This is a genomic window from Parabacteroides gordonii MS-1 = DSM 23371 (assembly GCF_000969825.1).
In the GTDB taxonomy this organism is placed as follows: domain Bacteria; phylum Bacteroidota; class Bacteroidia; order Bacteroidales; family Tannerellaceae; genus Parabacteroides; species Parabacteroides gordonii.
This window is the reverse complement of the sequence record NZ_KQ033919.1, coordinates 4,457,390-4,481,443: the sequence shown is the minus strand read 5'-3', so window position 1 is coordinate 4,481,443 and position 24,054 is coordinate 4,457,390. Positions and strand designations below refer to the sequence as shown.

General features: G+C 48.7%; 28 protein-coding genes, 3 tRNA genes and 1 pseudogene. 19 read left to right on the top strand and 13 right to left on the bottom strand.

Annotation, left to right across the window (positions count from 1 at the left end; translation table 11 throughout):
* The 13 genes and pseudogenes from HMPREF1536_RS17055 to HMPREF1536_RS16995 all read left to right on the top strand — a co-directional run.
* Nucleotides 1-219: pseudogene (locus HMPREF1536_RS17055) on the top strand (hypothetical protein); the annotation flags it as partial.
* A 170-nt stretch (nucleotides 220-389) separates the two neighbouring features.
* Nucleotides 390-686, top strand: a complete 297-nt coding sequence (locus tag HMPREF1536_RS17050; protein WP_004308755.1) for a DUF4134 domain-containing protein — start codon at nucleotides 390-392, stop codon at nucleotides 684-686.
* A 10-nt stretch (nucleotides 687-696) separates the two neighbouring features.
* Nucleotides 697-1,059: a DUF4133 domain-containing protein gene (locus tag HMPREF1536_RS17045; RefSeq protein WP_007566699.1), complete on the top strand. Its 363-nt coding sequence runs from the start codon at nucleotides 697-699 to the stop codon at nucleotides 1,057-1,059.
* A complete protein-coding gene (locus tag HMPREF1536_RS17040; protein WP_007566701.1) occupies nucleotides 1,056-3,569 on the top strand; it encodes a TraG family conjugative transposon ATPase in 2,514 nt (837 codons plus the stop codon). The genes HMPREF1536_RS17045 and HMPREF1536_RS17040 overlap by 4 nt, the downstream gene beginning before the upstream one ends.
* An 11-nt stretch (nucleotides 3,570-3,580) precedes the next feature.
* Complete coding sequence (locus tag HMPREF1536_RS17035; RefSeq protein ID WP_007566703.1) at nucleotides 3,581-4,207, top strand: DUF4141 domain-containing protein; 627 nt, start codon at nucleotides 3,581-3,583, stop codon at nucleotides 4,205-4,207.
* Between the two features lie 19 nt (nucleotides 4,208-4,226).
* Nucleotides 4,227-5,222 carry a conjugative transposon protein TraJ gene (gene traJ / locus HMPREF1536_RS17030; RefSeq protein WP_028728967.1) on the top strand — a complete coding sequence of 332 codons (996 nt, stop codon included), beginning with the start codon at nucleotides 4,227-4,229 and terminating at the stop codon, nucleotides 5,220-5,222.
* 20 nt (nucleotides 5,223-5,242) lie between these two features.
* Nucleotides 5,243-5,866, top strand: coding sequence for a conjugative transposon protein TraK (gene traK / locus HMPREF1536_RS17025; RefSeq protein WP_004325451.1), 624 nt, complete (start codon nucleotides 5,243-5,245; stop codon nucleotides 5,864-5,866).
* Between the two features lie 4 nt (nucleotides 5,867-5,870).
* The gene (locus HMPREF1536_RS17020) at nucleotides 5,871-6,167 is read left to right on the top strand and encodes a TraL conjugative transposon family protein (RefSeq protein ID WP_007754134.1); all 297 of its coding nucleotides are present in this window, start codon (nucleotides 5,871-5,873) and stop codon (nucleotides 6,165-6,167) included.
* Nucleotides 6,145-7,458 carry a conjugative transposon protein TraM gene (gene traM, locus HMPREF1536_RS17015; protein WP_007754131.1) on the top strand — a complete coding sequence of 438 codons (1,314 nt, stop codon included), beginning with the start codon at nucleotides 6,145-6,147 and terminating at the stop codon, nucleotides 7,456-7,458. The genes HMPREF1536_RS17020 and traM overlap by 23 nt, the downstream gene beginning before the upstream one ends.
* A 33-nt stretch (nucleotides 7,459-7,491) precedes the next feature.
* Entirely contained in the window at nucleotides 7,492-8,427 is a 936-nt protein-coding gene (gene traN, locus HMPREF1536_RS17010) for a conjugative transposon protein TraN (RefSeq protein ID WP_007754128.1), read from the top strand.
* Nucleotides 8,428-8,430: 3 nt separating this feature from the next.
* Complete coding sequence (locus HMPREF1536_RS17005; RefSeq protein WP_007754126.1) at nucleotides 8,431-9,012, top strand: conjugal transfer protein TraO; 582 nt, start codon at nucleotides 8,431-8,433, stop codon at nucleotides 9,010-9,012.
* Between the two features lie 13 nt (nucleotides 9,013-9,025).
* Nucleotides 9,026-9,484 (top strand): DUF3872 domain-containing protein, encoded by a 459-nt coding sequence (locus HMPREF1536_RS17000; protein WP_007754124.1) that lies wholly within the window; start codon nucleotides 9,026-9,028, stop codon nucleotides 9,482-9,484.
* Between the two features lie 12 nt (nucleotides 9,485-9,496).
* Nucleotides 9,497-9,817, top strand: coding sequence for a hypothetical protein (locus tag HMPREF1536_RS16995; protein ID WP_007754121.1), 321 nt, complete (start codon nucleotides 9,497-9,499; stop codon nucleotides 9,815-9,817).
* Nucleotides 9,818-10,020: 203 nt separating this feature from the next.
* On the opposite strand, the gene HMPREF1536_RS16990 is transcribed toward HMPREF1536_RS16995, so the two are convergent.
* The 8 genes from HMPREF1536_RS16990 to HMPREF1536_RS16955 form a co-directional block, all read right to left on the bottom strand.
* A complete protein-coding gene (locus tag HMPREF1536_RS16990; protein WP_028728958.1) occupies nucleotides 10,021-10,503 on the bottom strand; it encodes a DUF7258 domain-containing protein in 483 nt (160 codons plus the stop codon).
* Nucleotides 10,504-10,514: 11 nt separating this feature from the next.
* Nucleotides 10,515-10,736, bottom strand: a complete 222-nt coding sequence (locus tag HMPREF1536_RS16985) for a DUF3873 domain-containing protein (protein ID WP_007754116.1) — start codon at nucleotides 10,734-10,736, stop codon at nucleotides 10,515-10,517.
* A 22-nt stretch (nucleotides 10,737-10,758) separates the two neighbouring features.
* Entirely contained in the window at nucleotides 10,759-10,971 is a 213-nt protein-coding gene (locus HMPREF1536_RS16980) for a hypothetical protein (protein WP_007754115.1), read from the bottom strand.
* Nucleotides 10,972-11,023: 52 nt separating this feature from the next.
* Nucleotides 11,024-11,557, bottom strand: coding sequence for an antirestriction protein ArdA (locus HMPREF1536_RS16975; protein ID WP_007754113.1), 534 nt, complete (start codon nucleotides 11,555-11,557; stop codon nucleotides 11,024-11,026).
* A 634-nt stretch (nucleotides 11,558-12,191) separates the two neighbouring features.
* Complete coding sequence (locus HMPREF1536_RS16970) at nucleotides 12,192-12,722, bottom strand: ORF6N domain-containing protein (protein ID WP_007754106.1); 531 nt, start codon at nucleotides 12,720-12,722, stop codon at nucleotides 12,192-12,194.
* Between the two features lie 84 nt (nucleotides 12,723-12,806).
* Complete coding sequence (locus tag HMPREF1536_RS16965) at nucleotides 12,807-14,036, bottom strand: site-specific integrase (protein ID WP_007478215.1); 1,230 nt, start codon at nucleotides 14,034-14,036, stop codon at nucleotides 12,807-12,809.
* Between the two features lie 273 nt (nucleotides 14,037-14,309).
* Nucleotides 14,310-14,396, bottom strand: a tRNA-Ser gene (locus HMPREF1536_RS16960).
* Nucleotides 14,397-14,526: 130 nt separating this feature from the next.
* On the bottom strand, nucleotides 14,527-15,078 hold the full coding sequence (locus tag HMPREF1536_RS16955; RefSeq protein WP_007652517.1) for an NADH peroxidase: 552 nt from the start codon (nucleotides 15,076-15,078) through the stop codon (nucleotides 14,527-14,529).
* Between the two features lie 187 nt (nucleotides 15,079-15,265).
* Here HMPREF1536_RS16955 and HMPREF1536_RS16950 point away from each other — a divergent pair, with 187 nt between their 5' ends.
* A complete protein-coding gene (locus HMPREF1536_RS16950) occupies nucleotides 15,266-16,324 on the top strand; it encodes a class I fructose-bisphosphate aldolase (protein ID WP_028727545.1) in 1,059 nt (352 codons plus the stop codon).
* A gap of 99 nt (nucleotides 16,325-16,423) precedes the next feature.
* Nucleotides 16,424-17,365: a DMT family transporter gene (locus HMPREF1536_RS16945; protein ID WP_028727546.1), complete on the top strand. Its 942-nt coding sequence runs from the start codon at nucleotides 16,424-16,426 to the stop codon at nucleotides 17,363-17,365.
* Between the two features lie 19 nt (nucleotides 17,366-17,384).
* On the opposite strand, the gene HMPREF1536_RS16940 is transcribed toward HMPREF1536_RS16945, so the two are convergent.
* The 5 genes from HMPREF1536_RS16940 to HMPREF1536_RS16920 all read right to left on the bottom strand — a co-directional run bounded on the left by HMPREF1536_RS16940 (nucleotide 17,385) and on the right by HMPREF1536_RS16920 (nucleotide 22,027).
* Complete coding sequence (locus tag HMPREF1536_RS16940; RefSeq protein WP_028727547.1) at nucleotides 17,385-18,923, bottom strand: family 43 glycosylhydrolase; 1,539 nt, start codon at nucleotides 18,921-18,923, stop codon at nucleotides 17,385-17,387.
* A gap of 118 nt (nucleotides 18,924-19,041) precedes the next feature.
* The gene (locus HMPREF1536_RS16935; protein ID WP_028727548.1) at nucleotides 19,042-19,716 is read right to left on the bottom strand and encodes an RluA family pseudouridine synthase; all 675 of its coding nucleotides are present in this window, start codon (nucleotides 19,714-19,716) and stop codon (nucleotides 19,042-19,044) included.
* A gap of 1 nt (nucleotide 19,717) precedes the next feature.
* Nucleotides 19,718-20,464, bottom strand: a complete 747-nt coding sequence (fabG, locus tag HMPREF1536_RS16930) for a 3-oxoacyl-[acyl-carrier-protein] reductase (protein WP_028727549.1) — start codon at nucleotides 20,462-20,464, stop codon at nucleotides 19,718-19,720.
* 23 nt (nucleotides 20,465-20,487) lie between these two features.
* On the bottom strand, nucleotides 20,488-21,432 hold the full coding sequence (locus tag HMPREF1536_RS16925) for a 3-oxoacyl-ACP synthase III family protein (protein WP_028727550.1): 945 nt from the start codon (nucleotides 21,430-21,432) through the stop codon (nucleotides 20,488-20,490).
* A 7-nt stretch (nucleotides 21,433-21,439) separates the two neighbouring features.
* Complete coding sequence (locus tag HMPREF1536_RS16920; RefSeq protein WP_028727551.1) at nucleotides 21,440-22,027, bottom strand: TetR/AcrR family transcriptional regulator; 588 nt, start codon at nucleotides 22,025-22,027, stop codon at nucleotides 21,440-21,442.
* A gap of 157 nt (nucleotides 22,028-22,184) precedes the next feature.
* Here HMPREF1536_RS16920 and HMPREF1536_RS16915 point away from each other — a divergent pair.
* The 4 genes from HMPREF1536_RS16915 (at nucleotide 22,185) to HMPREF1536_RS16900 (ending at nucleotide 23,869) form a co-directional block, all read left to right on the top strand.
* Nucleotides 22,185-22,259 (top strand) — tRNA-Met (locus HMPREF1536_RS16915).
* A 157-nt stretch (nucleotides 22,260-22,416) separates the two neighbouring features.
* A complete protein-coding gene (locus HMPREF1536_RS16910; RefSeq protein WP_028727552.1) occupies nucleotides 22,417-23,328 on the top strand; it encodes a DnaJ C-terminal domain-containing protein in 912 nt (303 codons plus the stop codon).
* Between the two features lie 12 nt (nucleotides 23,329-23,340).
* Nucleotides 23,341-23,655, top strand: a complete 315-nt coding sequence (locus HMPREF1536_RS16905; protein ID WP_028727553.1) for a chaperone modulator CbpM — start codon at nucleotides 23,341-23,343, stop codon at nucleotides 23,653-23,655.
* Between the two features lie 142 nt (nucleotides 23,656-23,797).
* Nucleotides 23,798-23,869 (top strand) — tRNA-Met (locus HMPREF1536_RS16900).
* Nucleotides 23,870-24,054: the final 185 nt, after the last annotated feature.

Below are 24,054 nucleotides of genomic sequence, written 5' to 3'. Positions count from 1 at the left end.
CCCACCGAAACGGAACAGCGGCAAGCCGCCGGGACACTGGCAAGGATTGAGGGGACGAACCTCTACGATGCGGTGGTGGAGAACATCAACGGCGGGCTGGCAAAGGTGGCGGAACTGCTGGGACGCAACGAAGCGGAACTGGCTGCGGCTGCTGTCCCTGCCGAAGCTGGCAATAAAAGCAAGGAACACGAAGCGTTCGACATGAACGATTTCCTATAATATAATAATGTATAAGCCTGACAGCATGAAACAGCGTGATTACGGTTGATTGGCAACCTGAAAACCAAACAGACAAACGGGACTATCCCCGACCACTAAAATTTCAAATTATTCACCAGCCGGGAAAGGCGGACTATCCACCCGCCGCCCGGCATTAAAAACAAATCACAATGAGAAAGAAAATCTTCTTGTCGGCGGCTATACTTGCCGCCGTGGTAAGTGCCTACGCACAAGGAAACGGGCAGGCGGGCATCACCGAAGCCACGAACCTAATCACCGGGTATTTCGACCCCGGAACAAAACTGGTGTACGCAATCGGGGCGGTCTGCGGCTTGATTGGCGGGGTAAAAGTATATAACAAGTTTTCAAGCGGCGACCCCGACACCTCAAAGACCGCCGCCAGTTGGTTCGGGGCGTGCATCTTCCTGATTGTAGCCGCCACTATCCTGCGCTCGTTCTTCCTCTAAACCTGCGGCTATGTCTGACGAGTTGTTGAGGGCTAAGCCCGAAAAATATCAGGTAAACAGGGGTATCGGGAAGCCCGTGGAGTTCAAGGGGCTGAAAAGCCAGTACCTCTTTATCTTTTGCGGCGGCTTGCTCGCCGTCTTCGTGGTGTTCATCGTCCTGTTCATGGCGGGCGTGAACCAGTGGCTATGTATCGGTTTCATCGTGTCGGCTTCGCTGCTGCTCGTGTGGCAGACGTTCCGGCTCAACGCCAAGTACGGCACGCACGGGCTGATGAAAGCCGCCGCACGCAAACGGCATCCACGCTTCATTATCAGCCGAAAGGCGATACCCCGATTATTCACCTACAAAAAAAGAAAGGAAGAAAGACCATGAGAAATATGTTAAAGGCTACCACGCTGGAAAGGAAATTCCCCCTTTTGGCGGTGGAGAACGGCTGCATCATTTCAAAGGATGCGGACATAACGGTGGCTTTCAGGGTGGAACTGCCCGAACTGTTCACCGTCACCAGTGCCGAGTACGAAGCCATACATTCGGCATGGTACAAGGCAATCAAGGTGCTGCCCGACTACTCCATAGTACACAAGCAGGACTTCTTCATCAAGGAGAACTACCAGCCCGACACGGAAAGGGACGAGCTTAGTTTTTTAAGCCGCTCCTTTGAACGGCACTTCAATGAACGCCCGTTCCTGAACCATTACTGCTACCTGTTCCTGACAAAGACGACAAGGGAGAGAAGCCGCCGACAGAGCGACTTCTCCACCCTATGCCGGGGCAGGATTGTACCGCAGGAGATAGCCGACAAGGAAGCGGCGGCAAAGTTCATCGAAGCGGTCGGGCAGTTTGAAAGGATTATGAACGACAGCGGGTTTGTCACCCTTACCCGGCTGGCGGCATCGGAAATCACCGGGCAGGACGGAAAGGCGGGCATCATCGAGAAATACTTCTCGCTATCGCAGACAGATACCACCTGCCTGAAAGACATCGGGCTGTACCCGGAAGAAATGCGTGTCGGGGACGACATACTGTGCCTGCACACGCTTTCGGACGTGGAAGATTTGCCCGGAAAGGTCGGGACGGACACACGGTTTGAGAAGCTGTCCACTGACCGGAGCGACTGCCGACTGTCATTCGCCGCCCCGGTGGGCGTGCTGTTGTCGTGCAACCACGTCTATAACCAGTTCATCTTCATAGACGACCACGCCGAAAACCTGAAGAACTTCGAGCAGACCGCCCGGAACATGCAATCGCTCTCCCGTTATTCCCGTGCCAACCAAGTGAACAAGGAATGGATAGACGAGTACCTGAACGAAGCGCACAGCAAGGGGCTTGTATCGGTGCGCTGCCACTGCAACGTCATGGCATGGAGTGACGACCGGGAAGAACTCAAACGCATACGCAACGATGTGGGAAGCCAGCTTGCGCTAATGGAGTGCAAGCCACGCCACAACACGGTCGATACGCCCACGCTCTTTTGGGCGGGCATACCCGGAAACGAAGCGGACTTCCCCGCAGAGGAAAGTTTCTACACGTTCTTGGGGCAGGCTCTCTGCCTGTTCGTGGAAGAAACGAACTACAAGAGTTCGCTTTCGCCGTTCGGCATCAAAATGGTGGACAGGGTGAGCGGTCGCCCGCTGCATATCGACATATCGGATTTGCCCATGAAGAAAGGCATCACGACCAACCGCAACAAGTTCATACTTGGGCCGAGCGGGTCGGGTAAGTCTTTCTTTACCAACCACATGGTGCGTCAGTATTACGAGCAGGGGGCGCACGTGCTGCTGGTAGATACGGGTAACAGTTACTTGGGGCTGTCCCAGCTTATCCACAACCGCACGCACGGCGAGGACGGGATTTATTTCACCTACACCAACGAGAACCCGATAGCGTTCAACCCGTTCTATGTCGAGGACGGGGTATTCGACATAGAGAAGAAAGAGAGCATCAAGACCCTTATACTCACCCTGTGGAAGCGGGATGATGAAGCCCCGAAGCGGTCGGAAGAAGTGGCGTTGTCAAACGCCGTGAGTGCCTATATCGAACTGACAGGCAAAGACCGTTCGGTAACGCCCTGCTTCAACACGTTCTACGAGTTTGTCCGGGATGATTACCGCCGACAGCTTGAACAGAAGAACGTCAGGGAAAAGGATTTTGACATAAACAATTTCCTGAACGTGCTTGAACCGTACTATCGTGGCGGTGAGTACGACTACCTGCTGAACTCCGACAAGGAACTGGATTTGTTGCACAAACGCTTCATTGTCTTTGAGTTGGACAACATCAAAGACCACAAGATTTTATTCCCGGTAACGACTATCATCATCATGGAAGCCTTTATAAACAAGATGCGCAAGTTAAAGGGAATAAGGAAGTTAATACTAATCGAGGAAGCGTGGAAAGCGATTGCATCGGCGAACATGGCGGACTATATCCGCTACCTCTACAAAACCGTCCGAAAATATTTCGGGGAAGCGATTGTAGTCACGCAAGAGATTGAGGATATTATTTCTTCCCCTATCGTGAAAGAGAGTATCATCAATAACTCGGACTGCAAAATCCTGTTAGACCAAAGAAAATATCTCAACAAGTTTGACAGCATACAGAACCTCTTGGGACTGACCGACAAGGAGCGTTCGCAGATATTGTCTATCAACATGGCGAACCACCCCGGACGGAAGTACAAGGAAGTTTTCTTCTCGCTGGGCGGCACGCAGTCGGCGGTGTACGCCACAGAAGTTTCATTGGAAGAATATTACACCTTCACGACAGAGGAAAGCGAGAAAATGGAACTGTTCGCACTTGCCGACAAGCTGGGCGGCAACCTTGAACTGGCTATCAAGAGGCTTGCAGAAAGCAAACGTAATCCCCAATCATCAACAACTTAAAAATCAGGAACATGAAAAGAACAATTCTCCTTATGGCGGTATGCCTTTGCTTCATCGGCAACGCATCCGCACAGTGGGTGGTGTCAGACCCCGGCAATTTGGCACAGGGCATCATCAACACCACCAAGCAGATAGTGCAGACTTCCACCACAGCCAAAAACACGCTGGACGGCTTCATGGAAGCGCAGAAGATTTTCCAGCAGGGAAAAGTCTATTACGATGCGCTCAAAGCGGTACACGACGTTGTCAAGGGCGGCATCAAGGTGAAGAAGTCCATTGAACTGGTGGCGGAAATATCCGAAATCTACGTGCGAAACTACCAGAACATGCTGGCTGACCCGAACTACACGCCGGATGAACTCACCGCCATTTCAGCCGGGTATGCCAAGCTGCTCTCCGAAAGTGCGGACGTGTTGCAGGACTTGAAGAATGTAGTGAACGTGACGGGTATGTCGCTGACGGATGCCGAAAGGCTGGCGGTAATCAACAACGCCTACAAAAGCCTGCTCAACTACCGCAACCTCGTGAACTACTACACCCGAAAGAACATATCCGTGTCCTACCTGCGGGCAAAGAAGAAGAACGACACAGACCGGGTGCTGGCTCTTTACGGCTCGGCGGATGAACGCTACTGGTAACATATAAATCGGTATGCCTATGTTATTAGCAGCGGTGGATTTTGACAACCTGCACCAAGTGTTGCGGGTGCTGTACGATGAAATGATGCCCTTGTGCAGCAACATGACGGGGGTAGCCAAAGGAATAGCCGGGCTGGGTGCGCTGTTCTATGTAGCCGCCAAAGTGTGGCAGTCGCTCGCACGTGCCGAACCCATAGACGTGTACCCGCTCCTGCGTCCCTTTGCGCTGGGGCTGTGCATCATGTTCTTTCCCACGTTCGTGCTGGGGACTATCAACACGGTATTGTCGCCAGTGGTGAAAGGGTGCAACCAACTTATGGAAACGCAGACTTTCGACATGAACGAATACCGGGCACAGAAAGACCGACTGGAATATGAAGCCCTGATGCGTAGCCCCGAAACGGCTTACCTCGCTTCGGACGAGGAATTTGACAGGCAACTGGAAGAACTGGGCTGGTCGCCCTCCGATATGGTAACTATGACGGGTATGTATATGGACAGGGCGGCGTACAATATAAAGAAGTCCGTCCGGGACTGGTTCAGGGAACTGCTGGAAATGCTCTTTCAGGCGGCGGGGCTGATTATAGACACGCTGCGCACGTTCTTCCTAATCGTGTTAAGCATACTGGGTCCGCTGGCGTTTGCGATTTCCGTCTATGACGGTTTCCAAAGCACGCTGACCCAGTGGATTTCACGCTATATATCCATTTACCTGTGGCTACCCGTGTCGGACTTGTTCAGCAGCGTGCTGGCACGCATACAAACCCTGATGCTACAAAAAGACATCGAGCAGCTTTCAGACCCGAATTTCATTCCTGACGGGAGCAGCACCGTGTATGTAATCTTTATGATTATCGGCATCGTGGGCTACTTCACCATTCCAACGGTGGCAAGCTGGATAGTGTCGGCTGGCGGTACGTCTGCCTATAACCGCAACGTGGCACGGGCTGGGTCAATCGCCGGGGCGGCGGTCGGTGCGGCAAGCGGGAAAGTAACCGGGAAACTACTCAAATAACCAACATCAATATTTAGTATATGGAATTTAAGTCATTAACGAACATCGAAACGAGTTTCCGGCAAATCAGGCTCTTTGCGCTGGTATTCATCTGCCTGTGCGCACTGGTGACGGGCTTTGCCGTGTGGAACTCGTACAGCTTCGCCGAAAAGCAGCGGCAGAAGATATACGTCCTCGACAACGGCAAAAGCCTGATGCTGGCACTCTCGCAGGACATGGCGCAGAACAGACCCGTGGAAGCCAAGTCGCACGTGCGGCGTTTCCACGAACTTTTCTTCACGCTCTCACCCGACAAGGGGGCTATCGAAAGCAACATCAAACGCTCGCTGTTCCTCGCCGACAAGACCGCTTTCAACTATTACAAGGACTTGGCGGAAAAGGGCTACTACAACCGGGTGATTTCCGGAAACGTCACGCAGACGGTGGAGATTGACAGCGTGAAGTGCGACTTCGACCAGTACCCCTACAAGGTGAACACGTATGCCCGCCAGTTGATTGTCCGGGAAAGCAGCCTGACGGTGCGAAGCCTTGTGACCTCGTGCCGCCTGCTCAACGCCACACGGAGCGACAACAACCCGCACGGCTTCATCATCGAAGCGTTCACCATTACCGAGAACAAGGATTTGCAGACCATTAAGAGATAGCCTTATGGAAAGAAAACGAAACTACATCGGAAAGGTGCGGGACTGGGCGGACGACCGCCTGCGCCGAATGTGCGGACGGATTACGCCGGGCAAAAGGCTGGCGGTTATCCTCGTGATGTTCTTCTTCCTTGGCGGCTTGTCTATCTACATTACCGTTTCATCAATCTACAACATCGGGAAGCGGGACGGCAGGCGGCTGCAAATAGAACACATCAGGCAACTGCCGTTGCACGGCAACGACACAACCAAAAGTATCAACCCCTTAAACAGACCGCAATATGGAAGAAGTACAGAAGAATGAGAACGGCACGACCGTACCGCAGGCGGACGGGAAGCCGAAAAAGGAAGATAAACCCAAACGGGAACTTACCCCGCAGCAGGTGCAGCAGCGCAGGAAAATGATAGTCTTCCCGCTGATGTTCCTTGCCTTTGCCGGGTGCATGTACCTGATATTCGCACCCTCCGGCAAAGAGGACGTGAACGTGGAAAGCGTGGGCGGCTTCAACGCCGACATACCCCTGCCCGCAGAGGACGGGATTATAGCCGACAAGCAAAAGGCTTACGAACAGGCGATGATAAGCCGCAGGCAGCAGGAGAAGATACAGTCCTTGCAGGACTTCGGTTTCACCGGGAACGATGAAGCGGAAGAACCGCAAGCGGAAATCGACCTGATGCCGGAAGAGGATGCGAAGCCCCAAAGGGGCGGCGGTGCTTCTTCGGCATACGCTTACCGGGACATCAACCGCCAGTTAAGCACGTTCTATGAAACTCCGGCGGTGGACGAGGAAAAAGAGGACTTGAAGCGGCAGGTAGCGGAACTGACCGATAGGCTGCAACAACAGAACGCCACACCCACCGCTGACGACCAAATGGCACTCTTGGAAAAGTCCTACGAGCTGGCGGCAAAGTACATGAACGGCGGGCAGGGACAAGTCGCACAAGTCCCGGTAACGGGCGACATTGACCGCAAGCCGGATGCGGTGGCGGTGCAGGCTGTCAGGGAAACGACCGTTTCGGGATTGCGGCAGCCCATGAGCGATGCCGACTTCATCCGGGCTTACAGCCAGCCACGAAACTACGGCTTCAACACGGCAGTAGGCACGGGGTACGCTATGGGAAAGAACACGGTAGCCGCCTGCATCCACCAAGACCAAACCCTGACGGACGGGCAGGCGGTGAAACTACGGCTGCTCGAACCCATGCAGGCGGGGAACATAGTCGTGCCGAAGAATACCCTCGTGGCGGGGACGGCAAAGGTGCAGGGCGAGCGGCTTGACATACTGGTGTCCTCGATTGAGTACGCTGGCAACATCATCCCGGTGGAACTCGCCGTGTTCGACACGGACGGGCAAAAGGGGCTGTCCGTCCCGTCCTCTATGGAGCAGGAAGCGTTCAACGAAGCTATGGCGAATATCGGAAGCGGGCTGGGTACAAGCATTTCCTTTGCCCAAAGTGCCGGGCAGCAGGTGGCTATGGACGTGACAAGGGGATTGCTGCAAGGAACGTCCGGCTACCTCGCCAAGAAGTTCCGAACCGTGAAAGTGAAGCTGAAAGCCGGGTACAGGGTGATGCTTTACGCCAAACAACAATAACCATTTTATCAACCGTTAAAATTTCAATTAGCAATGAAACAGATTTTTGTAATGTTCGCCCTCTTGCTGGGCGTGTGTGCGGCAAACGCACAAACCACTGACACCGTGAAGTATGCGGCTGGCAACGACTTGTACCGGGGGATTACCCGGAAACTCCCGTACCGCCAAATGGTTACGCCCTACGGCGTGGAAGTGACCTTTGCCAAGACGGTGCATATCATCTTCCCCGCCGCCGTCCGCTATGTCGATTTGGGAAGCAACCATATCATAGCGGGTAAGGCGGACGGTGCGGAGAACGTAATCAGGGTGAAAGCCACGACAGAGGGCTTTCCGGGAGAAACGAACTTCTCCGTTATCTGCGAGGACGGCAGTTTCTTTTCGTTCAACGCCAAGTACGCCCGTGAACCGGAAATGCTCAACATCGAAATGAAAGACTTCTTGGAGAATGAAGATACGTCCGACTTCTCACATACCCGGATGAACATCTATTTCCGGGAACTGGGGAATGAAAGCCCGCTATTGGTGAAACTGATAATGCAGAGCATCTACAAGAACAATGACCGGAAAGTGCGCCACTTGGGTAGCAAGCGTTTCGGCATACAGTTCTTAATCAAGGGGATTTACACCTATAACGGGATGCTCTATGTACACACGCAGACAAAGAACAGTTCCAACGTGCCTTTCGATACCGACTTCATCAAGTTTAAGATAACCGATAAGAAAGTACCCAAGCGCACGGCTATTCAGGAAACGGTGCTGGATGCGGTACGTAGCTACAACGAGGTGATAGAGATTGCAGGAAAAAGTACCGTGCGCACGGTGTACGCCCTGCCGAAGTTCACCATTCCTGACGACAAGCTGCTGGTCGTGGAACTCTACGAGAAGAACGGCGGGCGGCATCAGACCATACGGGTGGAGAACGCCGACATCGTGAACGCAGAAGTGATTGACGAACTAAAAATCAAATAGGGAATGAAAAGACACATCTTTATAATGATGCTCTTTGCGCTGTGCCTGACCTCGTTTCAGGCACATGCGCAAAGATACCTGCCGGGCATGAAAGGCTTGCAAGTCACGGCGGGCATGGCGGACGGGGTGCATTGGAACTCCGACACGGATTTTGCCTACCACATCGGGGCGGCGTACAGCGTTTACACCAAGAACGCCAACCGCTGGGTGATTGGCGGCGAATACCTGCACAAGAAGTATGACTACAAGGATATGCAGATACCCGTAGAACAGTTCACCGCAGAGGGCGGCTATTACCTGAAATTCCTATCGGACAGGCGAAAGACTTTTTTCCTTTCATTGGGATTGTCGGCTCTCGCCGGGTACGAAACAAGCAACCGAAGCGAAAAGCTGCTGCCGGACGGCTCTACCTTGCTGGATAAGGATTGCTTCATCTACGGCGGTGCGCTGACGCTGGAACTGGAAGCCTACCTGACCGACCGGATAGCCTTGCTTGTCAGTGCAAGGGAACGGGCGTTGTTCGGCTCGGACATAGGCAAGTTCCACACGCAGGTATCTTTGGGACTGAAATTCATTATCAACTGACCGCTATATAATAATGTATATGAAGAATGTAATGTATAAAATCATCATGGGCTGCTACATCGTGGCCGCCCTCGTGCTTGTCACCGCCTGTAATGACAACTTGGATATTCAGCAGGCGTACCCGTTCAGCATCGAAACACTGCCAGTACCCAAAAGGCTGAAAGTCGGGGAAACCGCCGAAATACGCTGCCGACTGGTGCGTGGCGGCTATTACCAGCCGACTACCTATCAGATAAGGTATTTCCAGCCGGACGGCAAAGGGAAGCTGGAAATGGATAACGGCACGGTGTTCCTGCCCAATGACCTCTACCCGCTGGAGAAAGAAACGTTCTGGCTCTACTACACCTCGGCATCGACCGACCAGCAGACGATTGACATTTATATCATCGACAGCTTCGGGCAGATGCAGCAACTTACACTATCATTCAATAATGACAACAGCGAAGAAGAAACGGAAACAATAACCCCCTAATAATAAAACGACATGGTAAAAATAGAATTGGATATAGAAGGCATCTCGTGGTACATAGAAACCACGTTGGAAACAGATACAGTTCCGGCAGTAGGTGACATCATCATTATGGACAAGGACTGTATTTCCGAACGTGACAGTGCTGAATTATGGAAAACGCCGTCCAATCAGGTTTTCAAATGGGCGGACGAAGAAGATGATGCGCCTGTAATGGAATGGTTCGATTGCGACACGGAAATGCTTGTCAATAAACGGACATGGAAATATGACATCGAGGAAGAAGAAACCGTGTGCATACTTGGTGTAAAATTTATTCACTATGAGGATTTATAGTTGCGACATTCGTTTTTATCATCCTCTTGGGAAACCGGGTATGGAATGATACGCAAAGCGTAAATATCGGGCAGACATCCCGCCGGGAAGCATCGGCGGGATGTTTCCATGATAGGGAAAACGAAAGGCTTCTTTGTTACTTTCTTCACCCGCTGGCAGGCTCACGGAAGAAAGTAACGGCGGCAAGCAGCCGCCGTTTTCTATCAACTGGTTTTAAGGCTCTTTATGGACGTGTATTTCTCTAACCACACCTTTACCTGCTCCATGTTATATTCGCCCGTGATGATTGCCGTATGGTCGTCTATAGCTACAAACCGGACACTTTCATAGCTGTTTACCCAGCCTTGCAGGGAACAGACACCCCACGTTGCAACATCTTCAAAAACACTGCGGTCTATCCGGCTGATTGGTTCGCCGAAAACTACCGTCATTATCTGAAAGTCCGGTTTATCCTCCAACAGTTGCAAATGGTGCAGCGTGCCGAACTCGTCTATTTTGCGCCCCCACGCCCACACATCATTATACAAATCATCGCCCCACTGGTGCGGGTGGTCGAAACGGACTTTTACCTCTATGGTGTGTTCGTTTTCTTCTGTGTCCTCGATAACGCCCGTTACCATTAAGCCCGTAAAAATGCACTCGCAACGCCTGCCGATAAGCTCCTTGTTTACTTCTGTTGTTTTCATGTCCCTAAAATTTACTTGTTTATTACTCCGTTCTTCTTCGCTATCCATTCGTCACGCCTGCGGCGGCACTCGTCCAGCGTTTTGGCTACCGTGCTGAAAAGTTCGCCGTCCGTGTGGCGGTAGTCATATTGATAATAAATTTGTCCCCTGAAAGCCCCTAAACAGCATTTCACGAACTTTTCTTCTCCCGGTGTTTGGGTAATGCTTACCCCGTTTTTGTTAAGTGACTGCATGATGTTCTATTTTTTTTAATGGTTATAATATCAGTAAAGAAAGCAACAGCAGGAAAAGCAGAGCCACGCCCAGCGCATAAAGGGCTGAAAGGCAGACCCGGAGCAGGAAACGGGCGGCACAAAACACGATATACGCCGTTATCGCCGTGCCTGCTCCGGCTACGCTGGTAAACCGCCATGCAAGGCAGAGCAGCAACACCCGCCAAAGGATTTTATAAATGCTTTTCCGTTTCATCGCTTGGTCGTTTTTAACGGGCAGGGCTTTGACACCCCGCCCGGATTGGTTGTTATGCCGCACGGAACACAAAACCGTCATCAAACCAGTAATCGCACATAAAAAGGTCACGGGCGAACTTTTCATAATCGAAATAGGTCTTTGCGAACTCCGGCAGGTCGTAGCATTCCTCGATAATTTCATAGGCGAAATCTTCTTCATCGTCATATTGACCCAGATACTCGTCCCGGAAATCACGTACAAGGTCGTCCGCATCTTCCTCGCCCAAATCATGGCTTTTATAGTTGCACCACACGAAAAAGGCTTCCTGCTCGGTGTCGCTCAAATCCTCCACCGCATCACGCAGGGCGAAGAAGTTTTCAGAAATCCAGCTTTCGCCGATTAAGCCCTCCGGCACGTTCTCCCAGTCCTGAAACATGTATTCCGCATCTTCCTCGTCCTTGTGAAGTTCCCGGCAGGCTTCATAAAATTCTTCCTTGTCCGAATAGTCCGAAAGGTCGAGCCATGCGCCGGACAATGAACCGTTGTTGTACTTGGCATAAGTGCCTACATAAACTTTTGCTTCCGATAATACCTTTGCTTCCATATTGCTGTAATTTTTTAAGTTTTTAATTTTATGCGGATTTGAGAGGTGAGGGAGTTGAAGTTTCACTGAATTTTTTTCCTGTTTCCCGTAAATCCGACTTTTTTTTTATGCGTCTTCCGGTCGGGTCGGTCGTTTTCGTTTCACATAGGCGTAAAAGGGTAGTGTTTAGAGTTTGCAAGGTTTTGGGCAAAAAATACCTCGCAAGGCAGGGAAGATTTTTTCGCCAAACCGGAACGGCTCGACCTTGCAAAATCGTGAAGAACACGTAACTACCTTTGCCTATTGAAATGATTAAAACGACTGTCCCGGCTGGGGGACTGCGTAAGAGGAAGATTTACAAATAGGGAAACTGGGGAAAAGTGCCTGTTCTCTTTCATCTTTTAGGGAACACTCCATGCGGGCGGGAAAGGCAAGGGTGTTGTGAGCTTGCTTGCAATACGCTTGTGCGGGTTTCCAACGGCTCTTTTCACGAAATACAGTCAGCCATGCCACGCACGGCTGGCGTTTCGGGAAATGTGCCAGTTGGAAAAGGATATAAAAAATGCGGGTAGTCGGTAGACTGCCCGCAAGGTGGAAGAATGTACAATGCTGGGATATAGGTTATTAAGTGGAATTTCGTTACCGAAATCGTTACCTATTCGTTCTTGCCACGGTTATAGGTAACGAAACCTACCGGACGGCGTTCTTTCTGTTGTTTCGACTGGCTCAAAAGCTGGGTAAGGACTTGGTACAGTTCGTTGAACTGCGCATCGGTGCTTACCTCCAGTTCCTCGATGCGCCTTGACAGTTCCTCGTAACCGATTGCCATTTGGCGCATGAGGACAAAAGCCCGCATGATTGAAATGTTTACTTCTATGGCTACTTTGGAGCGGAGAACCGAAGAAAGCATGGCTACGCCCTGCTCGGTGAAAGCCATAGGCATAGCAACGCCGAAGTTGTAAGCAGGGGGTATCACATTTTGTGATACCCCTATGGATAACAGCAAGTTAGCTTCCTCTTGGGTGAGTACAAACATAAAATCACCCGGAAAACGCTCGATATTGCGCTTGACCGCCTGCTTCAAGGCTCGTGTTTCCACTTGGTAGAGTTCTGCCAAATGATAATCGAGCATCACCCGGCAACTTCTGACCTCAAAAATCTTGTTTTGGATAATCTGCAAATCCATAATCGTATATTTTAGGAGATTTAGCAATGTTGGAATAATAGTAAGGACTGGTCACAAATTGTGACCAGTTCCATATAATCAAGATTACATGGCAACTTCCTTGTAAATCTTCTCAATGCCGACAAACTTCTTGTCAAGCCCCTGCATATCGCTGCCTATCTTGCTGTTGGTGATGCGGGCGTAGATTTGCGTAGTTTCTATGTTTGTGTGTCCCAGCATCTTGGACACCGTTTCAATGGGTACGCCCTTTGACAGCGTGGTGGTCGTGGCGAACGTGTGCCGGGCAAGGTGGAATGTCAGGTTCTTTTTAATACCGCATATATCGGCAATCTCTTTCAAGTAGGCGTTTAGCTTCTGATTGCTGATTACGGGAAGTATCTTGCCGTCCGGCAACTTGCCCTTGTACTTCTTCAAAATCATCTTGGGAATATCCAGCAGGGGGACATTCACGTCCGTGTTGGTCTTTACCCGCTTGGTGATTATCCAAAGGTTGCCGTCAAAAGACTTTTGGATATTCTCCTGCCGCAAATTGGCGACATCGCTGTATGCCAGACCGCAGAAACAGGAAAAGACGAACAAGTCCCTGACGTGTTCCAGCCGTTCGGAAACCATTTTCTTTTTAAGGATAATTTTAATCTCGTCCTCTGTCAGATAACCCCTGTCCACTTTTTCCAGCCGGATTTTGTAGCTGGCGAAAGGGTCGCCCACCAGTATGCCGTTGTTACGGGCGATGATGATGATACGCTTGAAGAACTGCATGAACTTGGCGGTGGTGTTGTAGCCGCACTTGCAGGCGGTACGCAAATACAACTCAAAATCGGTAATGAACATCGGGCTTATCTCCTTTATGGATATGTCCGATACGTTGTACTTGCTTTGGATAAATTCAGCGAGGTGGCGGCGGGTCACTTCATACTTGCGGTAGGTCGCTATCGTCTTGGATATGCCTACAAGCTGCTTCACATCGTCATTGTGCTTTTGGAACAATGAAAGGATTGTTTCGTGGCTCTCGCTGTGTCCCAAGAACTCGTTTTTCACTTTCTCGGCGGTCACGTAATTGTCACGCCGCTGCATTTCGTGGTAAATGGTATTCAGGGAAGAACGTATGTCGTCCAAAAGGGCGTTTATCCTCCCGGCATCCCTGCCTTTGGCTTTGCCCGCAGTAATGCTCCAGTTGTCGGGCTGGATGCTCTGTTTCGTACTGAACTGGCAAAGTTTGCCGTCTATGGTGATGCGTGCCATAATCATAACCTCGCCGTTTTTCTTTTCAGAACCTTTCTTCAAATAAAAAAGAACCTTGAATGTCGATTTCATAACTCACTTTTTTTAGTTGCAAAATTAATTTTTACCTCTCGTTTTCGAGTTATGCAGACTATGGACTAATCAAGTCATTATCAGGTCATTTATGGACAAATCGTTACCGTTTTTGTCCGGCGGGGAATAGGTAACGATTTAGTAACGAAACTTTGTCTTTTACCGTACTTTTGAAGTCTTGGAAGCAGGACTTTCGGGCAATAAAAAAAGCCACAAATCATTGATTTGTAGCTTTTTGTCCGTTTGCTGACCATTTCTGTCCAGCACGTTCAGCGGAGAGCGAGGGATTCGAACCCCCGGAGCAGTTACCCGCTCACCGCATTTCGAGTGCGGCCCATTCGACCACTCTGGCAGCTTTCCTTTTCTGTGGTTGACGCAGCAAATGTATAGATAATTTCGTGTCGTTATTCTCCAAACAGTCTTTTTTACATAAAAAAAGGAGATACAAAATGTATCCCCTTCCCCATATTAACAAAACGAATTATCGTTATTACTTGAAATAACGGTTATATAATCCTTCGAAGCCTTTACCATGACGAGCTTCGTCTTTACACATTTCGTGTACAGTATCGTGGATAGCATCCAGATTCTGTTGTTTTGCCAAAGTAGCGATACGTTTTTTATCTTCGCATGCACCGGCTTCCGCTTCCATACGTTTTTTCAGGTTTGTTTTTGTATCCCAAACCACATCACCCAGCAATTCGGCAAACTTAGCAGCATGTTCAGCTTCTTCCCATGCATAACGTTTGAATGCTTCTGCCACTTCAGGATAACCTTCGCGGTCAGCCTGACGGCTCATTGCCAGATACATACCTACTTCAGTACATTCTCCCATGAAGTGAGCGTTAAGACCTTCAAGAATAACAGGGTCGACACCTTTAGCTACGCCTAATACGTGTTCGTCTACAAACTGCAAAGCACCGGTTGTTTCCACCAGTTCCTTGAACTTGCTTTTCGGTTGTTTACATTGCGGACAGAATTCGGGAGCTTCGTCACCTTCATGAACATAACCACATACTGTGCAGATCCATTTCTTTTTCATCTTCGTAAAATTTTATTGGTTGTAAAACTATTAGTATATATAATCTTTGTTATTCGCTGCGACAAAATTAACCAAACAAATCTAAAGGGCAAGAAATAGGCAATAGATATATTCTATCTGTTAATTGACAAAAACTATGAAACCTATTCCAGCCGGGAAGTGTTTCATTCTAAAACTTGCATATATTATGGATACATTAAAGATTACAAGCTTATTAGGCGACAAGGCGGAGTATTATCTCGGCCATACATGTAAAACGATCGACAAATCGCTGATCCATATTCCATCACCTTCTACGATAGATGATATATGGATCAATACGGACAGAAACATCCAAACATTAAATAACCTGCAAAGGATGCTGGGACACGGACGTCTGGCAAATACAGGATACCTGTCTATCCTTCCGGTAGACCAGGACATTGAACATACAGCCGGTGCTTCATTTGCTCCGAACCCTATTTATTTCGATCCGGAAAATATCGTGAAACTGGCCATCGAGGGCGGTTGCAACGCGGTGGCTTCCACCTTCGGTAACTTAGGAGTAGTAGCGCGCAAATATGCACACAAAATACCGTTCCTCGTAAAGCTCAACCATAACGAACTGCTTACCTACCCGAACAGTTACAACCAAGTGATGTTCGGAACCGTAAAAGAAGCATGGAACATGGGAGCGGCCGCCGTAGGAGCAACGATCTATTTCGGTTCTGCCGAAAGTCGCGATCAACTGGTAGAGATAGCCGATGCATTCGAATATGCCCACGAGCTGGGTATGGCCACCGTTCTCTGGTGTTACTTAAGAAACAACGATTTCAAGAAAGACGGCGTCGATTACCATTCTGCCGCCGACCTTACCGGACAGGCCAACCACCTGGGGGTAACGATCAAAGCGGATATCGTAAAACAGAAGTTACCTTCCAATAACGGTGGGTTTACAGCTATCAACTTCGGCAAAGTAGACCAGAAGATGTACACCGAACTGGCAACCGAACACCCGATCGACCTCTGCCGTTACCAGGTAGCGAACGGTTATATGGGACGCATCGGCCTGATCAACTCCGGCGGTGAATCACACGGAGCTTCCGACCTGAAAGAAGCCGTTATTACCGCAGTCGTGAACAAACGTGCCGGTGGCATGGGACTGATCAGCGGACGTAAGGCTTTCCAACGTTCGATGAAAGACGGTGTCGAGCTATTGCATACGATCCAGAATGTTTATCTCGATCCGGAGATTACGATCGCATAAACGACCGATAAATATATAGGAAGTGCATGGAAGGATCTATCTTTTCATGCACTTTTTTATGGAAAAGCCATTACCTTTGTACCCATTAAATAAGGCAAAATGAAATCTCAGGCTTATAAAGGGCATCTGGCAATGCTGGGGGCCAATATCTTATGGGGATTGATGTCTCCTGTATCGAAAGCAGTGTTAATAGCAGGCCCAATCAGCGCGTTATCACTTACTACGTTCCGCATGGTAGGAGCAGCCGTTATATTCTGGCTGGCTTCGCTCTTCACGAAAAAAGAGCATGTCAACCATCAGGATCTTATGAAGCTGTTCTTCGCCGCATTGCTGGGGATCGTTCTGAACCAGGGATCATTTATTTTCGGAGTTTCTTTGACATCGCCGATCAACGCCTCTATCGTTACCACCACAACCCCCATCATCACGATGATCATTGCGGCCTTCTACCTGAAAGAGCCTGTCACCGGAAAGAAAGTGATAGGGATCTTTGTCGGGGCTGCCGGAGCTTTATTACTTATCCTAAGCAGCCAGAGCGCAGCTGCCGGAGGAGGGAAAAGCAGCAATATATGGGGTGACCTGCTTTGCCTGTTGGCACAGTTTAGCTTCTCTTTCTATTTCGTACTGTTCAAGGGGCTGATAGGCAAATACTCTCCTATTACGCTGATGAAGTGGATGTTTACCTACGCTTCCATCTGTACGATACCGTTCACCTTCAATCATATTTCAGCGATCGACTTTGCAAACCTGCCAGCGGAGTTATACCTGGGTATCGCCTACGTTGTTATTGGTGGAACCTTCCTGCCCTATTTGTTTATCCCTATCGGACAGACTTTGCTGCGTCCGACAGTTGCCTGTATGTACAATTACGTACAGCCGATAGTCGCTTCACTGATCGCCGTACTTTGGGGAATGGACACTTTCGGAGTCATGAAAGGCATAGCGGTAGCACTGGTCTTTTCGGGTGTATATATTGTTACCCAAAGTAAATCGAGGGCACAACTGGAAGGTTATCAGGCTGCACAGGGCAAGCCTGAATAACCTTTGTTATTTTCTGCTCTTATTCATTCCGTAACCAGCAATACCCATACACTGCCGGTTTATCCAAAGCACCCTGCTGATACAGTCCGGGACGGGAAATGCGATCCCAACGGACTAGGGATTTCAAGGCAGAGGGGGAAAGATCGTATTCTATCTCCTTCCACTTCCTGCCATCTTCACTATAAGTAAACGAGCAACGGATACCGTCTGTCACCTTCATCCGGAGATACAAGGAAGAAGCCGGCAGTTTCATATCGGCCAGGATCAACTCTTTGCCGTCGTTCACGGCTTTTAGCTTCAGGCGGTCTGCTTCGCAACCGAGTGTCAGCAGGTTATTGTCATCGCCATACATAACGACGCCTTTCCAGCTTTCGTTCTGGTTTACGACAGCAGTCTCCAGCGTATAGTCGGCAGTCGAAGGGCGCAGGCAAAGTGCATTACCCGTCTTGATACCCGGTTTCGGAGAACCGCATAAAGACAGGTTACCGCCTTTCAATTCCGTTTTTACATCGGCATACGGATAATTCCAACTCCATTCGGGGCGAAGGGCCGTTGCCGTGAAGTCGTCGGTAAAATCAAAGATAGGCTCCTGCACACAGTCGGTGAACGGCATGGGCTGTGCCAGGCTGGCATATTCCCCGGTAACGAAATAAGGCCAGTTATCCCCGCCCATTCTCATCTCCTGCAAGTGCGGTTGCCGCCCCTGATAAAAGTCTTTGTCCCTGCTATAAGCATGGCAAAGGTAAAACATACGTCCGTCGGGCGTAGTGGTCAGCGTACCATGTCCGATAGACTGGATATCTTTTCCACCGTGAAGGATCGGGTTACCTTCGTACTTCTCATACGGGCCGGCCAGTTTCTTCGAACGGGCTACCTCTACCGCATAATCGCTCTCCGGGCCACAACAACCGTTTACCGCATAGATAATATAGTAATAGCCGTTTTGCTTAAACCAATGTTGTCCTTCCATCCCCCGTCTTTCATCATCACGCAGCAAGCTGAAAGGCTCACCTTCCAGGCGCAAGCCGTCGGAACTCAGCTTGCAGGCCAGCAATTCGATAGGACGCTGATCCAACCCGTAAGCTTTCCAGGTCATATAAAGCTGTCCGTTGTCTTCAAGGATAAAGGCATCGATCGCCTCTTTTCCAAACTCGACGATGGGGCCGTAATCTTTAAACTTCCCTGTTGGCGAATCGGCTACAGCCACTCCGATGCATGAAATATTATCCGACTCCTTACGGGCGGTATAATACATATATACTTTACCATTATGATAATACCACTCGGGAGCCCAGAAAGACGATTTCGTCCAAGCCGGCTTCTCTTTAAAGATATGGCCGGTCTGCTTCCAGTTCACCAGATCGGAAGAAGTAAATACCGGATAATAAGGGGCCCATTCCGAGGAAGTCCCTGTAACATAATAAGTCTCGCCAATCCGCATGATGGAGGGATCGGCTACATCGCCGTGGATAACAGGGTTGGTAAAATAAGTTTGTTGCTGTGCCAGTCCCAGAGTAACGGATGCTGAACACAATAAGATTGTCAATAGCTTTTTCATGGTCTGCCTATTAATTAATAACACAATTACAGCAGGCAAAGATAAATAAAAAGAAACTGCATCAAAGTGCCTGATGACATTTCAATGCAGTTTCCTGTTATTTTATTTCTTTTGACTCTTATAGTCCCGCCGAAATACTCTTCCAAAGATTATCATCGGGTACAGGAGCCACGATCTTTATCGCTTCTTTCGATACCGGATGAATGAATTCGGCACTACGGGAGTGAAGGCTAATACCGCCGTCTTTGTTCGAGCGGTCGGCTCCATATTTCAGGTCGCCTTTGATCGGGCATCCCATCTTTGCCAGCTGGCAACGTATCTGGTGATGACGTCCGGTCTTCAGATCGATCTCAAGTAAATAATAATTATCCGAACGCGCAATCACTTTATAGTGCAGGATTGCTTTCTTAGAGTCAGGCCGTTCGGTATCGTAGGCATAACTCTTATTTTGTTTTTCGTTGCGTACCAACCAGTTGACCAGCTCGCCTTCATCGGCAGGCGGACAGTTCTTTACGATCGCCCAATACGTCTTCTTCACCTCTCCTACCCGGAACATTTCGTTCAGGCGGGGAAGGGCTTTGCTTGTTTTGGCAAACAGGACAACGCCGCTGACAGGACGATCCAACCGGTGGGCCACACCTATATAGACATTTCCCGGTTTACAATACTTCTCCTTCAGCCATGCTTTGAGCATCTCCGAAAGAGGAGTATCACCGGTTTTATCTCCTTGTACAATCTCGCGGCAGGTTTTATTTACCGCGATGATATGATTGTCTTCGTAGATAACTTCCATATTACATATTCATGCCGCCGTCAACCTGGATCACCTGTCCGGATACATAAGCAGACAGATCAGAAGCCAGGAATGTAGCTACATTAGCCACATCTTCGGTAGAACCGCCACGGCGCAAAGGAATTTTCTTGTTCCACTCTTCTCTTACCTCTTCCGGCAACTTAGCAGTCATATCAGTGATGATAAAGCCCGGAGCGATTGCGTTGGCACGGATACCGCGTGAACCCAGTTCCTGAGCCACCGACTTGGCCAAACCGATCATACCGGCTTTCGATGCTGAATAGTTGCTCTGTCCGGCATTACCATGAACACCAACGACAGAAGACATATTGATAATGTTTCCGGCACGCTGTTTCATCATGATCGGAGTACAAGCATGGATGAAGTTGAATGCAGATTTCAGGTTTACGTTGAGCACAGCATCCCACTGTCCTTCGCTCATACGCATCATCAGACCGTCTTTCGTGATACCGGCATTGTTTACCAGGATGTCGATACGGCCGAAGTCTTTCTGTATCTCTGCCACTACATTATGTGTATCTTCAAAGTTAGCTGCGTTAGAAGCATAACCTTTTGCTTTAACACCTAAAGCTTCAATTTCTTTCTGTGTTGCTTCACCGTTTTCGTCGATAACCAAATCTGTAAATGCAATATTCGCACCTTCAGCGGCAAACTTCAAAGCAATGGCTTTACCAATACCACGTGCGGCACCGGTAACGATAGCTACTTTTCCTTCCAATAATTTCATAATACTCTTATTTTACGTCTTAATTAGCACTTAATTAAACAGGCACCCGCCGAATATCCGCCGCCAAACACGGTCAGACAAACCAGGTCGCCCCTTTTAAACGTCCCATCGTTCTGGGCATATACCAACGCTGAACTTACCGAGCCGGTATTACCCAGTTCTTCGATATTGTGCAGGAACTTTTCTTCCGGCAGATTCAGTTGCTTGGCAATGTTGGACATGATACGCATATTAGCCTGATGACCGATAAAATAAGTCAGGTCATCCAGTGAATAGCCGTTCTTCTCCAGCAAGTACACTGCATTCTTAGGCATATAAGTACAAGCCTGGATAAATACGTCGCGGCCTTCCGGCATCAGGATACCCCCGTCGCGCGGACGCAGCTGTACCCCTTCCGGGCCTTTTCCCAAATGTCCCAGACCTTGCGTAAATACCTCAAGGATCTGCGGATCATTCTCAGTCATACGTTCTTTTGAGATAAAGAATGCGGCAGCCGCGTCTCCCCACAGGTGACCGGCTTTCGGATCTGTTTCATTATAATAGGCTGAGTTCTTATCTGCAGAAAGGATCAGGGCTTTCGTAGCCTTTCCCATAGCAAAATAACCTTCCACCACCTCCAGTGCATTCAAAAAGGAGGAACAGGCTGAAGATAAATACAACGCTTTCGCGTTTGTAATATTAAATTCACGCTGAGTATAGTGAGCCGCAGTTGCAACTGTATCGTACGGAGAATAGGAGGCTGAGATAATTAAATCAACATCCGTAATATCATAAGGTAATTTAGGCAGCGCGTTATGTACGGCTTCAATTCCCATTGTACAAATAGTCTCTTCCGGTTTAGCTTTGGACCGGGTTTTAATACCGGTTCTTTGTTCAATCCACTCGCTAGTCAACCCGTTTAATTCCAAAAAATGTTGGTTGTGCACCCGCTCTTCAGGCACATAAAACCCTGTTGCATTGATAAACATCTCTGGTTTACTTAATCTTTATTCCGTTGAATATTAAATTCATCACATTATCTCTTCTCTTGATTCGTTGGCTGATATTATCTCCCATAATACCCCTTATATAAGGAACTTCCAATCCCTTTAAGGCATGATGAAGCACAACCGCAGTAATTTCAGTATCAGGCATTTCAAAAATACCTTCCTTTACACCAGCATCCAGGATTCCTTTCAATAATTCGGTTTCCCGGATGTCAAAGCTCTTACGAACTTTTTCCACGCGCCATATATCCCGGAAGAAGTTGGCTTTCAGCGTCCCGTTACGGAACACGAGCGCCTTGATAGCATCCAGTCTTGCATAAATGAATGTCATCAACTTCTCGTCAGCAGGCAAATCCTTTCCGGCAACATCGAGCAACATCTTATATAACTTATCCAGTTCCGATTCTACCACGGCCAGATAAATCTCATTTTTGCTCTTGAAATACGTATATAACGTACGTCTGCCTTTCCGGGAAGCCTGTGCAATATCGTTCATTGTCGTATTATCAACCCCCATGCGGGCAAACAATTGCCTGGCCACATCCACCAACATTTCGCGTGTTTTAGAAACTGTCATCGGCATCGTATTGCACATTTTGATTAAAACTGTGCGCAAAGTACCTAAAAAAGATTGGTTCTAGCAAGTATATTAAAAAAAACTTGCAATAAATTTGTTTTGTAAATGAAAAACCTTACCTTTGCACTCGCAATCACACAATGATTGTAAACTATATCGCGGAGTGGAGCAGTGGTAGCTCGTTGGGCTCATAACCCAAAGGTCGTAAGTTCGAGTCTTGCCTCCGCAACCAGCTAAAAGGCTTTCAGTTTTACTGAAGGCCTTTTCTTTTTTCATCTTCTCTAAGGTTTATTAGCCAAAATTAAACGATCAAATTCCCCTATGGTATGTTTATTGTAGTGTATATGTATGGTTATCTACTGACATAAAGACTTAACAATATAAATAATATGGCTTATATAGACTATTACAACATTCTTGGAGTGAATAAAGGGGCTTCGCAGGACGACATAAAAAAAGCGTACAAGAAGCTGGCCCGTAAATATCACCCTGACCTGAATCCGAACGATCCGGATGCTCACCGGAAATTCCAGGAGATCAACGAAGCCAATGAGGTATTAAGCGATCCTGAAAAACGGAAGAAATACGATCAATATGGCGAAAACTGGAAACATGCCGACCAATTCGAAGCGCAGCAGCAACAATACGGACAGTATCAGAACGGCGGCTTTGGCGGTGGCGGCGGATCTTACTGGAGCGCATCCAACGACGGCAGCGGATTCTCCGACTTCTTCGAATCCATGTTCGGAGGAAGAAGCGGCCGCAGCAGTGGCGGAGGCAGCCACATGTTCCGCGGACAGGATTATAATGCTTCACTCAGTCTTTCTTTGGCTGACGCTGCAAAGACACACAAGCAGGTGATCACCGTCAACGGAAAGAATCTGCGTATCACCGTACCGGCCGGTATTGCTGACGGACAAACCATCAAACTGAAAGGCCAGGGAGGCCCGGGCGTTAACGGCGGTCCTGCCGGAGACTTATACATCACCTTTGCCATTACCGACGACGGCAGGTTCAAACGTGTGGGCGACGATCTGTATGTGACCGTTCCCCTTAACATGTACACTGCCATCCTGGGAGGCGAACAGATTGTGGAAACGATGGACAGCAAGGTGAAGCTGAAAGTCAGCCCCGGCACCCAGAACAACACCAAGGTGCGCCTAAAAGGCAAAGGTTTCCCTATCTATAAGAAAGAAGGGCAGTTCGGTGACCTGATAGTTACCTATACTATCGAGATACCGACTAATCTGACGGATAAACAGAAAGAGTTGTTCCGCGAAATACAGAGTCTTAATCAATAAAACATGAGTACTATGCAAGCAGATTTAATTATAGTCAATGAATATTGCCGGATATGCCATATCGAACCGGCCTTCATTTTCCGCCTGGAAGAAGGAGGACTGATAGAAATCCGTATCGTTGAAGGTGAGAAGTTCCTGAAAGCTTCCCAACTGCACGATATTGAAAGGTATACACGTATGTATTACGACCTGTCCATCAACTTCGAAGGAATAGACGCCATTCACCATCTGCTGAACCGTGTCAAATCCATGCAACAGGAGATCGGCCGGCTGCAAAAGAAGCTGAAGGTATATGAAGCAGATTATTTTGAAGAAAATGAATTATAAAACAGATTGACACATTTGCCTTACTATCAGCAGGGTAAATGTGTCAAGCAAAGAAATACACAAACTATTTGTAAAATAATTTGTTTTGTAAGAAATAATTCATACCTTTGCACTCGCAATCAGGCAATGATAGCAACTATATCGCGGAGTGGAGCAGTGGTAGCTCGTTGGGCTCATAACCCAAAGGTCATAGGTTCGAGTCCTGTCTCCGCAACTACCGAAAGAGAATCAACAAGGTTGGTTCTCTTTTTTTATGTTTTATGCCTTCAGCCTTCATTATTTGCCATATCAAATTAGCTATCAACATATTACAAACAAAACACGGGTTCATTTCGGGTTCATATGGCCGTCATACCTGCTTTCATAGACCTTCATGCTCTATTCTTTTTTTATCATCAT

Coding starts and splice junctions, on each gene's coding strand:
- traJ (WP_028728967.1), top strand. CDS start 4,227: ATGTTATTAGCAGCGGTGGATTTTGACAACCTGCACCAAGTGTTGCGG.
- HMPREF1536_RS16995 (WP_007754121.1), top strand. CDS start 9,497: ATGGTAAAAATAGAATTGGATATAGAAGGCATCTCGTGGTACATAGAA.
- HMPREF1536_RS17035 (WP_007566703.1), top strand. CDS start 3,581: ATGAAAAGAACAATTCTCCTTATGGCGGTATGCCTTTGCTTCATCGGC.
- HMPREF1536_RS16965 (WP_007478215.1), bottom strand. CDS start 14,036: ATGAAATCGACATTCAAGGTTCTTTTTTATTTGAAGAAAGGTTCTGAA.
- HMPREF1536_RS16935 (WP_028727548.1), bottom strand. CDS start 19,716: ATGGAAGTTATCTACGAAGACAATCATATCATCGCGGTAAATAAAACC.
- HMPREF1536_RS17040 (WP_007566701.1), top strand. CDS start 1,056: ATGAGAAATATGTTAAAGGCTACCACGCTGGAAAGGAAATTCCCCCTT.
- HMPREF1536_RS17050 (WP_004308755.1), top strand. CDS start 390: ATGAGAAAGAAAATCTTCTTGTCGGCGGCTATACTTGCCGCCGTGGTA.
- HMPREF1536_RS17005 (WP_007754126.1), top strand. CDS start 8,431: ATGAAAAGACACATCTTTATAATGATGCTCTTTGCGCTGTGCCTGACC.
- HMPREF1536_RS16945 (WP_028727546.1), top strand. CDS start 16,424: ATGAAATCTCAGGCTTATAAAGGGCATCTGGCAATGCTGGGGGCCAAT.
- HMPREF1536_RS16940 (WP_028727547.1), bottom strand. CDS start 18,923: ATGAAAAAGCTATTGACAATCTTATTGTGTTCAGCATCCGTTACTCTG.
- fabG (WP_028727549.1), bottom strand. CDS start 20,464: ATGAAATTATTGGAAGGAAAAGTAGCTATCGTTACCGGTGCCGCACGT.
- HMPREF1536_RS16950 (WP_028727545.1), top strand. CDS start 15,266: ATGGATACATTAAAGATTACAAGCTTATTAGGCGACAAGGCGGAGTAT.
- HMPREF1536_RS17045 (WP_007566699.1), top strand. CDS start 697: ATGTCTGACGAGTTGTTGAGGGCTAAGCCCGAAAAATATCAGGTAAAC.
- traK (WP_004325451.1), top strand. CDS start 5,243: ATGGAATTTAAGTCATTAACGAACATCGAAACGAGTTTCCGGCAAATC.
- HMPREF1536_RS16955 (WP_007652517.1), bottom strand. CDS start 15,078: ATGAAAAAGAAATGGATCTGCACAGTATGTGGTTATGTTCATGAAGGT.
- traN (WP_007754128.1), top strand. CDS start 7,492: ATGAAACAGATTTTTGTAATGTTCGCCCTCTTGCTGGGCGTGTGTGCG.
- HMPREF1536_RS16980 (WP_007754115.1), bottom strand. CDS start 10,971: ATGAAACGGAAAAGCATTTATAAAATCCTTTGGCGGGTGTTGCTGCTC.
- HMPREF1536_RS16970 (WP_007754106.1), bottom strand. CDS start 12,722: ATGGATTTGCAGATTATCCAAAACAAGATTTTTGAGGTCAGAAGTTGC.
- HMPREF1536_RS17020 (WP_007754134.1), top strand. CDS start 5,871: ATGGAAAGAAAACGAAACTACATCGGAAAGGTGCGGGACTGGGCGGAC.
- HMPREF1536_RS16985 (WP_007754116.1), bottom strand. CDS start 10,736: ATGCAGTCACTTAACAAAAACGGGGTAAGCATTACCCAAACACCGGGA.
- HMPREF1536_RS16910 (WP_028727552.1), top strand. CDS start 22,417: ATGGCTTATATAGACTATTACAACATTCTTGGAGTGAATAAAGGGGCT.
- HMPREF1536_RS17000 (WP_007754124.1), top strand. CDS start 9,026: ATGTATATGAAGAATGTAATGTATAAAATCATCATGGGCTGCTACATC.
- HMPREF1536_RS16905 (WP_028727553.1), top strand. CDS start 23,341: ATGCAAGCAGATTTAATTATAGTCAATGAATATTGCCGGATATGCCAT.
- HMPREF1536_RS16975 (WP_007754113.1), bottom strand. CDS start 11,557: ATGGAAGCAAAGGTATTATCGGAAGCAAAAGTTTATGTAGGCACTTAT.
- HMPREF1536_RS16925 (WP_028727550.1), bottom strand. CDS start 21,432: ATGTTTATCAATGCAACAGGGTTTTATGTGCCTGAAGAGCGGGTGCAC.
- HMPREF1536_RS16990 (WP_028728958.1), bottom strand. CDS start 10,503: ATGAAAACAACAGAAGTAAACAAGGAGCTTATCGGCAGGCGTTGCGAG.
- traM (WP_007754131.1), top strand. CDS start 6,145: ATGGAAGAAGTACAGAAGAATGAGAACGGCACGACCGTACCGCAGGCG.
- HMPREF1536_RS16920 (WP_028727551.1), bottom strand. CDS start 22,027: ATGACAGTTTCTAAAACACGCGAAATGTTGGTGGATGTGGCCAGGCAA.